The 12,611-nt window shown below is 41.4% G+C and carries 6 protein-coding genes, 2 tRNA genes, 2 rRNA genes and 1 pseudogene; 7 read left to right on the top strand and 4 right to left on the bottom strand.

All coding sequences use genetic code 11. From position 1 onward, the window contains the following. Window positions 1–143 precede the first annotated feature (143 nt). Genes CYAN10605_RS05000 through rimP form a run of 3 tightly spaced genes read right to left on the bottom strand, consistent with a single transcriptional unit; the run spans window position 144 to window position 2,078 of the window. The gene (locus tag CYAN10605_RS05000; RefSeq protein ID WP_015218854.1) at window positions 144–422 is read right to left on the bottom strand and encodes a YlxR family protein; all 279 of its coding nucleotides are present in this window, start codon (window positions 420–422) and stop codon (window positions 144–146) included. Next, on the bottom strand, window positions 406–1,560 hold the full coding sequence (gene nusA / locus CYAN10605_RS04995; RefSeq protein WP_015218853.1) for a transcription termination factor NusA: 1,155 nt from the start codon (window positions 1,558–1,560) through the stop codon (window positions 406–408). Before nusA ends, CYAN10605_RS05000 begins: the two co-directional genes overlap by 17 nt. Window positions 1,561–1,616: 56 nt before the next feature. Beyond that, complete coding sequence (rimP, locus tag CYAN10605_RS04990) at window positions 1,617–2,078, bottom strand: ribosome maturation factor RimP (protein ID WP_015218852.1); 462 nt, start codon at window positions 2,076–2,078, stop codon at window positions 1,617–1,619. Between the two features lie 464 nt (window positions 2,079–2,542). On the opposite strand from rimP, the gene CYAN10605_RS04985 reads away from it, so the two are divergent. The 3 genes from CYAN10605_RS04985 to CYAN10605_RS04975 all read left to right on the top strand — a co-directional run bounded on the left by CYAN10605_RS04985 (window position 2,543) and on the right by CYAN10605_RS04975 (window position 5,871). Beyond that, window positions 2,543–3,502: a 3'(2'),5'-bisphosphate nucleotidase gene (locus tag CYAN10605_RS04985; protein WP_015218851.1), complete on the top strand. Its 960-nt coding sequence runs from the start codon at window positions 2,543–2,545 to the stop codon at window positions 3,500–3,502. Window positions 3,503–3,777: 275 nt separating this feature from the next. After that, window positions 3,778–5,115 (top strand): TrkH family potassium uptake protein, encoded by a 1,338-nt coding sequence (locus CYAN10605_RS04980; RefSeq protein ID WP_015218850.1) that lies wholly within the window; start codon window positions 3,778–3,780, stop codon window positions 5,113–5,115. Window positions 5,116–5,121: 6 nt separating this feature from the next. Beyond that, window positions 5,122–5,871 (top strand): potassium channel family protein, encoded by a 750-nt coding sequence (locus CYAN10605_RS04975; RefSeq protein WP_015218849.1) that lies wholly within the window; start codon window positions 5,122–5,124, stop codon window positions 5,869–5,871. A gap of 202 nt (window positions 5,872–6,073) precedes the next feature. Here CYAN10605_RS04975 and CYAN10605_RS04970 read toward each other — a convergent pair. Then, window positions 6,074–7,381 (bottom strand): annotated as a pseudogene (locus CYAN10605_RS04970) (NF041680 family putative transposase). A 621-nt stretch (window positions 7,382–8,002) separates the two neighbouring features. Between CYAN10605_RS04970 and CYAN10605_RS04965 the strand changes: the two are divergent. From CYAN10605_RS04965 to CYAN10605_RS04950, 4 genes are all read left to right on the top strand, one after another. Further along, a 16S ribosomal RNA gene (locus CYAN10605_RS04965) occupies window positions 8,003–9,488 on the top strand. 68 nt (window positions 9,489–9,556) lie between these two features. Continuing rightward, window positions 9,557–9,630: transfer RNA gene (locus CYAN10605_RS04960), tRNA-Ile, on the top strand. A 2-nt stretch (window positions 9,631–9,632) separates the two neighbouring features. Then, window positions 9,633–9,705, top strand: a tRNA-Ala gene (locus CYAN10605_RS04955). A 94-nt stretch (window positions 9,706–9,799) separates the two neighbouring features. Continuing rightward, a 23S ribosomal RNA gene (locus CYAN10605_RS04950) occupies window positions 9,800–12,575 on the top strand. Together the 16S and 23S rRNA genes with 2 tRNA genes alongside form the textbook arrangement of a ribosomal RNA operon. Window positions 12,576–12,611: the final 36 nt, after the last annotated feature.

The raw sequence follows: 12,611 nt of genomic DNA, 5'->3' as shown, positions 1-12,611 counted from the left end.
AATATAACAGTGTTTAATCAGATGAAATTATTTATATTCATAAAAAATGGTCTGTTGTTGAACATCTACAATATTATGACTATTTTGATTTACAAATAATCAAGAATCTATTAAGAAAAATTAAGTCATAATTATCCTGATTCTTATTTTACAGTGTTTTTCGTTTCTTTGAGTTTTTGCCACAATTGTTGATAGATGTCTGAGGGAATGGACGTTTTAAGGGCTTTTGCTAGACGTTTTTTTTCTGCGATCGCAACACAATCGACATTTTTGCAAATGTAAGCGGATCTTCCCATTCCTTGATCAACGGTAATAATTTGTTGGGCATTATTTTTCACCACCCTAAAAAAATTACTTTTATGATCAATTTTCTGACAACTAATACAACGGCGGTAATTTTTGATTTTATTCGGCTTCCTCATTCAAATAGTCAGATTTCTTTTTGATGTCAATTTTCCATCCGGTGAGACGTGCCGCTAAACGAACATTCTGACCATCCTTACCAATGGCAAGACTAAAGTGATTATCAGGAACGACAACTAAAGACTGCTTTTCATCGGGATCAATCAGTTCCACGATGTCTATTTTGGCGGGACTCAAAGCGTTTGCTATGTAAGTAGCAGGATCTGGAGACCAACGAATAACATCTATTTTTTCTCCCTTAAGTTCATTCACTACTGCCTGAATACGAGATCCCCTTGCACCAATACAAGCCCCTACAGGATCAACATCTCTTTCTAGGGTATCTACAGCTATTTTTGTTCTTGCGGTAATATCTGGTTTACTGGGATTAGCCTCCCTTGAAATAGCAACAATGCGAATAATTCCTTCCTCAATTTCTGGCACTTCATTGGCAAATAAATAAACGACTAAACCAGCATCCGCCCGAGATACGATTAACTGGGCTCCTCGATGAACTCCCTCTTTTACCCGTTTTAAATAAACCTTGAAAGTTGCATTGGCACGATAGTTATCACTGCTTAGTTGTTCCCCTCTGGGCAATTCGGCTTCAACTTCTGGTCTTCCATAGGCACTTTGCACCGTCATAATTACAGACTGTCCCTCAAAGCGTAATACCTTAGCAGAAAGAACCGTTCCTTCTAACTCCGTAAACTCTGCTTGAATAATCGCTCTTTGTTGCTCTTTTAGTTTTTGTTGCAATACCTGCTTTGTTTGCATCGCCGCCATGCGACCAAAATCTTTCTGTTCAGGAGTAACATCAACTAAAACTTCATTGCCTAACTGTACTTCTTCATTAAACTCTTGAACTTCAGCTAAAGCAATTTGATGATCAGGATCTTCCACAGAATCGGTCACCATTTTCAGCGCTAAAACTCTAAAGCCTTCCTCTTCTAAATCCAATTCTACTCGGAAATTATCAAAATATTCAGGAGGTAACATACTGTGTGCTTTTTCTCCTAATTTAGAGCGACGAAAACGCTCATAGCCTTTAAATAATGCTTCTCTAAGAGCTTCTTCTACAGAAGTTCTGGGTAAATTGTGGGTTTGACTAATTTCACTAATTAACGCTTGTAAACCTGATAATTTAACGATGCTCATAAATTTTTGACAATAAAGTAATATATTTGTATATTTGATGATGTAGCTGGGAAAAGTTAACTGGGATTATGTAATTGGACTGATTGAATAATGTCTCTAGGAATTTTTGTAATTTTACCTTTACAGTTTACATAGACAAATTGATCATCTCTGCCTTGTAATGTGCCTTCCCATCGGTTTTTTTTCTTGAATATCGTATTGGTTTCGACAATGACGGGAAAACCTTTGAAACTGACAAATTCTCGATCGCTCTCTAAGTTATTACCAATTCCAGGACTAGAAATTTCCAAAACATAAGTAGAGGGAAGAGTATTTTCCACATCAAGAATTTCTTCTAGTTGACGACTCATTTTTTCACAATCATCTAAACTGGTATCTCCGCCAACACTTTTTATATCTATTCTCAACACAGGTGGGTTTTTGTTTGTTTGAAAAACTATATTTGCGATTTCAAGATTCAATTTTTGGGCAAGAGGTTCGGCTAGTTCTAAAATAGAAGGTATTAGAGGATGAGTCATAGAATGATTTTTCTCAGACAAATTTTTCAGTTACATAGTCAAAAGACAATAAAAAAAGCGGGATAATCCCACTTCGATCATGGTTTTTTACCCTTCTCAAAAACTTTGACCATTCTCAGGGTAAATCGAAAGAGGCACAATCAACTTCTGATAACAAATCAAAGCAGTAGATAGTCTTAGAGTACCCACTTTAACCCCAGAAAGAAATTCAGAGAAACAGACTTATATATTAATTTCTATTAGATAAAGTGTTTTAATTCTGATCTCTTCAGTCAAAGTAAATGCTTACATTCCCTAAGTTTACTAAGCATTTTTTACAGTAGAGCTTTTTCCTGAAAAGTATTATAACATGAAAAAATTTTTTTTCCCTCTTGAATTTGTTTGACGAAGCACCGAGAAAAAATAGTCAAAGTGTAGGGAATCATTGATAATGATTAGTGTTCAAAGAAAAGTTTTGTAATTTTATGTATCAAAAAGAAAAAGAAATCGCTATTTCGGCTGTTTTACAAGCCTCTGAACTATGTCAAAAAGTTAGACAAGATATTCCCCCTGCTTTAGAAAAACAAGACAAAAGTCCCGTTACTGTGGCTGATTTTGGTTCTCAGGCAATTATTTGTAAAGCCTTAAAAGATATTTTTCCTGATACTCCCATTGTCGGGGAAGAAGATGCTACAGAGTTAAGACAACCCGAACAGAAAAACACTTTGACAAAAATAACAGAATATGTGAAGCAAATTATTGATAACGCTTCGGAAAATCAAGTTTTAGACTGGATTGACTACGGTAATGGCAAAGTTAGTCGTCGTTTTTGGACTTTAGACCCCATTGACGGTACAAAAGGTTTTTTAAGACAAGATCAATATGCGATCGCACTTGCTTTAATTGAAGATGGAGAGGTTAAATTAGGGGTATTAGGATGTCCCGCTTTGAACATTAATCAAACTCAGGAACAAGGTTGTATCTTTGTAGCTGTGCGAGGAGAGGGAAGTTATCGAATGCCCTTAAATGGCGGAGAAATGACTAAATTACAAGTCGTTAGTAATGATGATGTACAACGTTTCCGTTTCGTAGAAAGTGTTGAGGCTAGTCATGGAGATCAAGAAAGACAAAATGCGATCGCACAAGCCGTAGGAATTACAAGTCAATCAGTAAGAGTTGATTCTCAAGCTAAATATGGTATTGTTGCCAGTGGAGAAGCCGCTCTTTATCTACGCTTACCCTCCCCCAAATATCCTGATTACAGAGAAAATATCTGGGATCACGCCGCAGGTGCGATCGTTGTCGAGGAAGCAGGAGGCAAAGTTACAGATATGTATGGCAATCCTTTAGACTTTTTTACTGCCACTAAAATGATGGAAAATAGAGGGGTAGTGGTTAGCAATAGCAAAATTCATGAAAAAGTTTTAGAAGCTCTTAATCAATAATCTTAAGATAATATTTTTCTTGCAAAAGATTTTTTCATCTCATAAAAATTAAGATTACTTTCACTTTGAATGAGGAACAGGAATAACTAATCTGATTAAAAATTAGGCGTTAATAAGCTAAAATTGTTCATTCTGAAATTGCAAAATAAGGATATGTTCCTTGTCGATTGATAAATCGGTATTACGATGGTCAATTCCTGCAAACTCATTCTCACAAACGTAATCTATATACTTTACATTAAACACAAATTTAATATCTAATTGCTAAATGTGAAATGACCATTGCCAGAACTATTTGTCTCGGATTTATTGCTGTCATCTCTGTTGGAACAATTCTTCTCATGATGCCTTTTGCCGTTGAAACAGGGAATTGGGGAAGTTTTATTACTGCTTTGTTTACATCTACCTCTGCGGTTTGTGTAACAGGTTTAATAGTCGTCGATACAGGCACATATTTTTCTTTTTGGGGGGAACTAATAATTCTTTGTCTAATCCAAATAGGCGGACTAGGCTACATGACAACCAGTACTTTTTTAATTCTCCTTATCGGTAAAAAATTTGATTTTCGCCAAAAAATCGCCATTAGTGAATCTTTTGATCGACCCTTTTTACAAGGGAGTCGAAATTTAGTTATATCGATTTTTGTTACTACCTTTATATTAGAAATAATTGCCACTATAGTCCTTTACTCTATTTTTTCTCAAGATTATGGTTGGAAACAAGGTTTATGGCTAGCGATATTTCATTCTGTTAGTGCTTGGAATAATGCCGGATTTAGCCTTTTTCCCGACAGTTTAATCCAATATCAAAGTTCAATACCGATAAATATAGTAATTACAGCTTTAATTATTCTTGGCGGTATTGGCTACCAAGTTATTATTGAGGTTTTTCTATGGTTTCTTGACTTTTTCAAACAAAAAGTACATCCTCATTATGAATTTTCTCTTAATTTTAAAGTTGTCACACGAACAACTTTGATTCTCCTGATTTTGGGTACAGTTGGATTTTTTATCACTGAACTTCATAATAATAATACCCTTGCTGAACTGCCTTTTAAAGACAAAATAATTACAGCTTGGTTTCAATCGGTAACAACAAGAACAGCAGGATTCAATTCTATCGACATTGGTGCTATGACAAAGGCAGGACTATTTATCACTATCGGCTTAATGTTTATCGGTGCATCTCCTAGTGGTACAGGAGGTGGAATAAAAACAACGACCTTAAGTATTCTTTATAACAGTACTAAAGCGGTTTTAAGAGGTCAAGAACAAGTAGTAATGCACAAAAGAGAAGTACCTGTTTCTTTAATTCTTAAAGCTATGGCAGTTGTATTTGGTTCAGGAGTAACAGTTGTTTGTATCACCTTTTTTATTTCCTTGCTTCATTCTGATTTTGAATTTCAAAGTATATTTTTTGAAGTCGTTTCTGCTTTTGCTACCGTCGGTTTATCCACTGGAATTACTTCTAGTTTATCGGTTTTAGCGAAACTAGCCATTGTTTTTACCATGTACTTAGGACGAGTTGGAGTATTATTATTTATGGCAGCCATTGTGGGAGATCCTCAACCGAGTCGAATCGAATATCCAGAAGAAAATTTATTAGTTGGTTAGAAAGTCATGACGGAAAACAAACAAGCTCAACCTGATAATTCTCAAAGATTTAGAACCTTTTTTAACTTGGATTTAGGTTCTTTAAAATTTTTAAGCAATCTAAGAAAAGAAACTCGTCAGTTTGCTGTTATCGGTTTGGGAAGATTTGGCAGAGCAGTATGCGAAACACTATACAACATGGGATATGACGTATTGGGGGCTGATGTAGAAGAAAAATTAGTGGCTCAAGCATTAACCGATAAAATCGCCTCAAGTGCCATTCGTTTGGATTGTACCGAAGCTAGTGCTTTAAAAGAAGCTGGAATTTTTGAATTAGATACTGTTATAGTTGCGATCGGAAACTACTTAGAAGAGAGTATCATAACAACTTTAAATCTCAAAGAAGCGGGAGTGAAATATATAGTAGCTAAAGCATCTTCAGAAACTCACGGAAAACTCCTCAAAAAAGTTGGAGCCGATTTAGTTGTGTATCCTGAGTACGAAGCAGGATGTGAATTAGCTTATACCCTTACTAAGCCCGGAATATTAGATCGTTTTGAATTAGACCCCGACAACAGTATTGTAGAAATAGCTATTCCCGAAGAATTTGATGGGAAAACTCTAGCAGAAATGAAACTTAGAAGCAGATATGGACTCAATGTATTAGCTGTTGGGAATGATGATAAATTTATTATTAATCCACCACCACAATTTGTATTAACGAAAGGCTTATCAATGGTAGTAATCGGTTCAAACAAAGATATAAACCGTCTCTAAACAATCATCTAACTTAGGGTGAGCAATGCTCACCTTTTTTTTGCTTAGATTCTTAACAACAATAGACATTAAATAAAACATTTGTTTAGAAAAATTGTAATTCTGACTGTAGTTTAGACTAAGAAAAAATTGCAAGACAATCAATAAGCTAACAAAAATTAGCTTACGGAGAAAATAAATTGAGTTAACTATTCCTTAAAAGTTAGGTTTTTCGCCTTTTTTTACTTTTGGATTGCTGTTTTTTAATGGTGGGATAAACTTTAGCTTTGTTTCTTTTTCCCCCTTGAGGCCAGCCATGGGATTTTCCCCGACTTTTAGGAGAAAGGGTAGGACTTCCAATCTCTATCAATAATGAAGTCATAGATAGAGCAACCCTTCCAGGAGTTAAATTCTGTTGTGGTTTTTGCTACGGCAAATGGTGTTCTTGGACTAAATCCTTTGAGAGCCATAATTGCCAAGTGATATTGATGATTAAATTACTCCATCTTTGACACCTGTCAGGAGTGCGAAAATTTGGCAAAGTCCAATGCAACCTCTGCTTGGCAAAACGATACCAGTGTTCTAATCCAAACCTTCGCTTATATTGACTCCAAATATACTCCAAAGATAAAAATTCCTCTCCTACCCAGATTAACCAAAGTGGACGATGTAAACTCCCTGTTTTTTTCTCCTTTAATCTTTCAATTTTGAATAAAGTTAATTGTTGTGTGGGGGCATTATAGAAATGAAGTTCCGTCCATTTACTGATGCGTATGAGTCCTAGGGATGAATCTTCCATTTCCAATACTTTATTACTCTGAGGAAAATCATCACATTGATTTAACTTCCACTTTGCTCCATGTTTTTTCGGTCTTCCTCTACCGCTATAAGGGTCTGGCTTGCTATAAAGGCATAAATTAGAACGTACTCGAATCAACTTACTTATCTCAATGTCCGCCGTCTGTTGGATAAATTTGCCATTGCCATATTCACAATCTAAGACCACTAATTTCCGTCTATTTTCTGGCAATTCTCGACACACTTGCTTGAGTTGCCATCGGGCTTTACTTAAAGGAGTTTCAAAGGATGTTATTCTTTCATGTCTTAAAGGTAATGCCCAACTTCCTTTCTCTTTTAATGGTGGTAACCATGCTATGGTGCTATATCCTTGTCCTACTACTGATGAATTTAGGGATGAATGAGAATATTGATAACCTCTATCTTTCATCGTGGGACTATCTTTACATTCCCACTGGGTATGATCTATGCCTAATAACGTATATTCTAAAGTGTCTATTTCTTGAGTGTATCGTTTCATCAATTTGTTGCCATTGGGACGACTATCCTCTATCGCTTCATAGGTGCTACACCATTGTCTCTGGAAAAAAGGCGATAAAGAAAATTCTGCCAAACTACGAGCATTTTCTCTGGTCATGATGCTGTCCATTAGCTCAAATGTGGCATCTTTACTTTTGACTAACATTTCATAGGTATCATGACGAAAATTTTTTAGTCTGTTATATTTGTTCATGTAGAGAGATTTTAATTGGTGATTATTTTATTTTCTCTCTATTTTTCTTTTTTGTCTTGTCCTTCCTCATTTTTCTCTACATTTAGTCTAAACTACAGTTCTGAATGAAACAGAAGAATCTGGAACACATCCAAAGCATCATTCTGAGAAATAATACCTCAACCTGAGTAGTGAATAATAACCCTGTTAACGACTGAAAAGAGTGTACGAGCGTAGCCAACTCTCTGAACCCTAACACCTATCCTTATCCCCCTTATCCGATATTCTTAAACCGCAATCTTGCTCATAACTTTTCCTCCAAAAACACCCATGGATGTTCCTAGCTCAAAAAAACAAGAAAAATCTTAAAAACCTTAAACAGTTGCAATATATAGGTTTTAGCGAATAAGGAACAAGAAAAAAGAAAAAAATGTGGAAAAAAAGTTGCCATTTTAAAAAAGGTTAGTTATATTAGTATTTGTGCGATTGAGCCACACGCTCAACTCTGACACACCACGAACCTCGATAATTCAATATTTTTCTAGCCATCATAACCAAGTACAAATCCTTGTTCAATTCATTTAATTGAAAAACAAAAAACAGGAATCAGGTAGTGAAAGCAAGTAATTGTAAGTAACAACCACTATGGAGAGTTTGATCCTGGCTCAGGATGAACGCTGGCGGTATGCCTAACACATGCAAGTCGAACGGGCTCTTCGGAGCTAGTGGCGGACGGGTGAGGAACGCGTGAGAACCTGCCTCAAGGTCGGGGACAACAGTTGGAAACGACTGCTAATACCGGATGAGCCGAATAGGTAAAAGATTTATCGCCTAGAGAGGGGCTCGCGTCTGATTAGCTAGATGGTGAGGTAAAGGCTTACCATGGCGACGATCAGTAGCTGGTCTGAGAGGATGAGCAGCCACACTGGGACTGAGACACGGCCCAGACTCCTACGGGAGGCAGCAGTGGGGAATTTTCCGCAATGGGCGAAAGCCTGACGGAGCAATACCGCGTGAGGGAGGAAGGCTCTTGGGTTGTAAACCTCAAAACTTAGGGAAGAAAAAAATGACGGTACCTAATGTAAGCATCGGCTAACTCCGTGCCAGCAGCCGCGGTAATACGGAGGATGCAAGCGTTATCCGGAATCATTGGGCGTAAAGAGTCCGTAGGTGGCACTTCAAGTCTGCTTTCAAAGACCGAAGCTCAACTTCGGAAAGGGAGTGGAAACTGAAGAGCTAGAGTATAGTAGGGGTAGAGGGAATTCCTAGTGTAGCGGTGAAATGCGTAGAGATTAGGAAGAACACCAGTGGCGAAGGCGCTCTACTGGGCATATACTGACACTGAGGGACGAAAGCTAGGGGAGCGAAAGGGATTAGATACCCCTGTAGTCCTAGCGGTAAACGATGGATACTAGGCGTAGTGCTGTTAGAAGGACTGTGCCGAAGCTAACGCGTTAAGTATCCCGCCTGGGGAGTACGCACGCAAGTGTGAAACTCAAAGGAATTGACGGGGACCCGCACAAGCGGTGGAGTATGTGGTTTAATTCGATGCAACGCGAAGAACCTTACCAAGGCTTGACATCCTGCGAATCTTGGAGAAATCTGAGAGTGCCTAAGGGAACGCAGAGACAGGTGGTGCATGGCTGTCGTCAGCTCGTGTCGTGAGATGTTGGGTTAAGTCCCGCAACGAGCGCAACCCTCGTCCTTAGTTGCCAGCATTAAGTTGGGGACTCTAGGGAGACCGCCGGGGAGAACTCGGAGGAAGGTGGGGATGACGTCAAGTCAGCATGCCCCTTACGTCTTGGGCTACACACGTACTACAATGGTTGGGACAAAGGGGAGCGAAACCGCGAGGTGGAGCGAATCTCATCAAACCCAGCCACAGTTCAGATTGCAGGCTGAAACTCGCCTGCATGAAGGAGGAATCGCTAGTAATCGCAGGTCAGCATACTGCGGTGAATCCGTTCCCGGGTCTTGTACACACCGCCCGTCACACCATGGAAGTTGGTCACGCCCGAAGTCGTTATTCTAACCCAAGTGGAAGGAGACGCCGAAGGTGGGACTAGTGACTGGGGTGAAGTCGTAACAAGGTAGCCGTACCGGAAGGTGTGGCTGGATCACCTCCTTTAAGGGAGACTTCGAGAAGAAGTCAGCAAGGAAATGGGGAGGGCTAGAAAAATAAAGAAAGAGGTGTTGGGGCTATTAGCTCAGGTGGTTAGAGCACACCCCTGATAAGGGTGAGGTCCCTGGTTCAAGTCCAGGATGGCCCATTGGGGGTATAGCTCAGTTGGTAGAGCGCCTGCTTTGCAAGCAGGATGTCAGCGGTTCGAGTCCGCTTACCTCCAGAAGAACGAGTTTAGCACGGTGAAAAGTCACTACTGCTGAACAAAAAGTTCAGTGAGAACCTTGAAAACTGCATAGAAAAATAGGGAAGATTAAGGTCAAGAAAAGAAGGGCCGATGGTGGATACCTAGGCACACAGAGGCGAAGAAGGACGTAGCAACCTGCGAAAAGCCTCGGGGAGTCGGAAGCAGACGTAGAGCCGAGGATGTCCGAATGGGGCAACCCTAAAAACACACCTAAAAAAGGTGATGAGCGAACCTGGTGAACTGAAACATCTTAGTAGCCAGAGGAAGAGAAAACAAAAGTGATTCCCTTAGTAGCGGCGAGCGAAGCGGGAAAAGCCTAAACCATTGTCTAAGGAGAATGGGGTAGTGGGACACCAAAACATGACAGAGAAGGTTAAATGAACTAGCTGAAAACTAGACCAAAGAAGGTGAAAGTCCTGTAATTGAAAACCGACGAAGCATAGGTGAATCCCGAGTAGTCAGGGATAAGTGGAATCCCTGGTGAATCAGCCACGACCACGTGGTAAGGCTAAATACTACTGTGTGACCGATAGAGAAAAGTACCGCGAGGGAAAGGTGAAAAGAACCCCGGGAGGGGAGTGAAAAAGAACATGAAACCATCGGCTTACAAGCAATGGGAGTCCCATTAGAAGGGATGACCGTGTGCCTGTTGAAGAATGAGCCGGCGACTTACAGGTCGTGGCAGGTTAAGACGAAAAGTCGAAGCCAAAGGGAAACCGAGTCCGAAAAGGGCGAGAAGTCACGGTTTGTAGACCCGAACCTTGGTGATCTAACCATGTCCAGGATGAAGCTACCGTAACAGGTAGTGGAGGTCCGAACCGACCAATGTTGAAAAATTGGCGGAGGAGGTGTGGTTAGGGGTGAAATGCCAATCGAACCAAGAGCTAGCTGGTTCTCCCCGAAATGTGTTGAGGCGCAGCGGTGTGAAAGGTCATCGGGGGTAAAGCACTGTTTCGTTGCGGGCTGGGAGACCGGTACCAAGATGAGACAAACTCAGAATACCGATGAATGGTAGCACTAGTGAGACGGTGGGGGATAAGCTTCATCGTCAAGAGGGAAACAGCCCAGACCATCAGCTAAGGTCCCCAAGTACTAACTAAGTGAGAAAGGAGGTGGGAGTGCTTAGACAACCAGGAGGTTTGCCTAGAAGCAGCAATCCTTGAAAGAGTGCGTAATAGCTCACTGGTCAAGCGCTCCTGCGCCGAAAATGAACGGGGCTAAGTTAGTCACCGAAGCTATGGACTACATTGTAGTGGTAGGGGAGCGTTCTATTAAGGGTGAAGCATTAGCGGCAAGCAGATGTGGACGAGATAGAAGTGAGAATGTCGGCTTAAGTAGCGAAAATTAGGGTGAGAATCCCTAACCCCGAAAGCCCAAGGGTTTCTCCAGAAGGTTCGTCCGTGGAGAGTTAGCCCGGACCTAAGGCGAAGCGAATAGCGTAGTCGATGGCAAGCAGGTAAATATTCCTGCGTGGCTTAATTGGAGTTGCTACAGGGACCCATGAAAACTAAGCACACCCTGAGTGGATTGGGAGCGAGTAATCGTGAGTGTGGAAAGATAGTGGCAAGAAAAGCTGTAGTAATGTTGAGAATTAAGTCCCGGTACCCGAAACCGACACAGGTGGGCACGTAGAGAATACGAAGGGGAGCGAGGTAACTCTCTCCAAGGAACTCGGCAAAATGACCCCGTAACTTAGGGAGAAGGGGTGCCACCGAGAGGTGGTCGCAGTGAAGAGTCCCAGGCGACTGTTTAGCAAAAACATAGGTCTCTGCAAACTCGAAAGAGGAGGTATAGGGGCTGACGCCTGCCCAGTGCCGGAAGGTTAAAGAAGTTGGTCAGCGAAAGTGAAGCTAGCGACTGAAGCCCCGGTGAACGGCGGCCGTAACTATAACGGTCCTAAGGTAGCGAAATTCCTTGTCGGGTAAGTTCCGACCCGCACGAAAGGCGTAACGATCTGGGAGCTGTCTCGGAGAGAGGCTCGGCGAAATAGGATTGTCTGTGAAGATACGGACTACTTACACTTGGACAGAAAGACCCTATGAAGCTTTACTATAGCTTGGAATTGTGTTCGGGCTGGCAGTGCGCAGGATAGGTGGGAGGCGTAGAAGTATTCCTTGTGGGGGATACAGAGCCAACGGTGAGATACCACTCTCTGCTAGCTAGAATTCTAACTCGAATGAGGACAGTTTCAGGTGGGTAGTTTGACTGGGGCGGTCGCCTCCAAAATGGTAACGGAGGCGTACAAAGGTTACCTCAGACTGGTTGGAAATCAGTCGAAGAGTGCAAAGGCAGAAGGTAGCTTGACTGCGAGACCAACAAGTCGAGCAGGGTGGAAACACGGTCTTAGTGATCCGACGGTGCTGTGTGGAAGGGCCGTCGCTCAACGGATAAAAGTTACTCTAGGGATAACAGGCTGATCTCCCCCAAGAGTTCACATCGACGGGGAGGTTTGGCACCTCGATGTCGGCTCATCGCAACCTGGGGCGGAAGTACGTCCCAAGGGTTGGGCTGTTCGCCCATTAAAGCGGTACGTGAGCTGGGTTCAGAACGTCGTGAGACAGTTCGGTCCATATCCGGTGTAAGCGTGAGAACATTGAGAGGAGCCTTCCTTAGTACGAGAGGACCGGGAAGGACGCACCGCTGGTGTACCTGTTATCGTGCCAACGGTAAACGCAGGGTAGCCAAGTGCGGAGAGGATAACCGCTGAAAGCATCTAAGTGGGAAGCCCACCTCAAGATGAGTGTTCTGGTGTAAGGTCACGGGAAGAAGACCCGTTAATAGGCACAAGGTGGAAGTGCAGTAATGTATGAAGCCGAAGTGTACTAATAGACCGTCATCTTGACCTAAAGAACTATGAAATTCTATGCAGTCTTGAAGGTTAT

Origin of the sequence: Cyanobacterium aponinum PCC 10605 (assembly GCF_000317675.1) — a bacterium.
Taxonomy (GTDB): domain Bacteria; phylum Cyanobacteriota; class Cyanobacteriia; order Cyanobacteriales; family Cyanobacteriaceae; genus PCC-10605.
The sequence above is the reverse complement of the archived record's forward strand: the minus strand, read 5'-3'. Positions and strand labels throughout refer to the sequence as shown.

Bases quoted from the DNA above. Each gene is read 5' to 3' on its own strand.
- CYAN10605_RS04985 (WP_015218851.1), top strand. From the start codon at position 2,543: ATGTATCAAAAAGAAAAAGAAATCGCTATTTCGGCTGTTTTACAAGCC.
- nusA (WP_015218853.1), bottom strand. From the start codon at position 1,560: ATGAGCATCGTTAAATTATCAGGTTTACAAGCGTTAATTAGTGAAATT.
- CYAN10605_RS05000 (WP_015218854.1), bottom strand. From the start codon at position 422: ATGAGGAAGCCGAATAAAATCAAAAATTACCGCCGTTGTATTAGTTGT.
- CYAN10605_RS04980 (WP_015218850.1), top strand. From the start codon at position 3,778: ATGACCATTGCCAGAACTATTTGTCTCGGATTTATTGCTGTCATCTCT.
- CYAN10605_RS04975 (WP_015218849.1), top strand. From the start codon at position 5,122: ATGACGGAAAACAAACAAGCTCAACCTGATAATTCTCAAAGATTTAGA.
- rimP (WP_015218852.1), bottom strand. From the start codon at position 2,078: ATGACTCATCCTCTAATACCTTCTATTTTAGAACTAGCCGAACCTCTT.